The 648-nt window shown below is 49.5% G+C and carries 2 protein-coding genes; both read right to left on the bottom strand.

Annotation, left to right across the window (positions count from 1 at the left end):
* Nucleotides 1–117: 117 nt before the first annotated feature.
* Entirely contained in the window at nucleotides 118–330 is a 213-nt protein-coding gene (locus ABD768_RS42990; protein WP_344850767.1) for a hypothetical protein, read from the bottom strand.
* 88 nt (nucleotides 331–418) lie between these two features.
* A partial coding sequence (locus tag ABD768_RS42985) for a hypothetical protein (RefSeq protein ID WP_344850765.1) occupies nucleotides 419–648 on the bottom strand: 230 nt, incomplete at its 5' end.

Below are 648 nucleotides of genomic sequence, written 5' to 3'. Positions count from 1 at the left end.
GTATGTGCGTCCACGTACCGGGTCACATCACTTCTAGGACTAGTCAGTCGCATACGAGCCTACTTACGCTTCTTGCTCGTACTGGTCTTTTTCTTTTTCTTGCACGCCATGATCGTATCACACCCTTCCTTTGGATTGTTTGATGCTGGGAAACTTCTTTTTCACGGCGGCGCGGACTTTGCGTTTCTCCGTGGCCGTCCCATGCGCCGCAACCATCGCCAAAGCCATGCGCGCGTGCGTTTTGTCGGGAATCGGGTATTTTTTCTGCCCAGGAAGCGCGAACGAGGTCGCCTTCATGCGTTTCCGCGTCGAAGCCTTGAGCTTGGCCATCACATCACCTTCCACGCTATTATCATGAATCCTTACATGTAAGAACCGGGTCCTAACATGTAAACGGAGCTGTAAATGCTAGTTATTATCACTTAGGACGTAAGTGATCATAAGAATCGCGCTTATTATCACTTTCCGGTGCGTACTTCCAGTGATAACCGCCACTAGTCTTCGCTTTGCCACGCAAAACCTGACTAATGGCTTCCTGCGTTACGCCGATAGCTTTTGCCGCCTCTGTGCCGGAACTGTACACTGCTCCAGTTTCAATACAAATGACAGCTTTCGCATTTTTACCTTTGTTTGCTTCGCTGATTTTCC

It is taken from the genome of Kribbella ginsengisoli, from assembly GCF_039537185.1.
In the GTDB taxonomy this organism is placed as follows: domain Bacteria; phylum Actinomycetota; class Actinomycetes; order Propionibacteriales; family Kribbellaceae; genus Kribbella; species Kribbella koreensis.
This window is presented reverse-complemented; position numbering and strand designations above follow the sequence as displayed.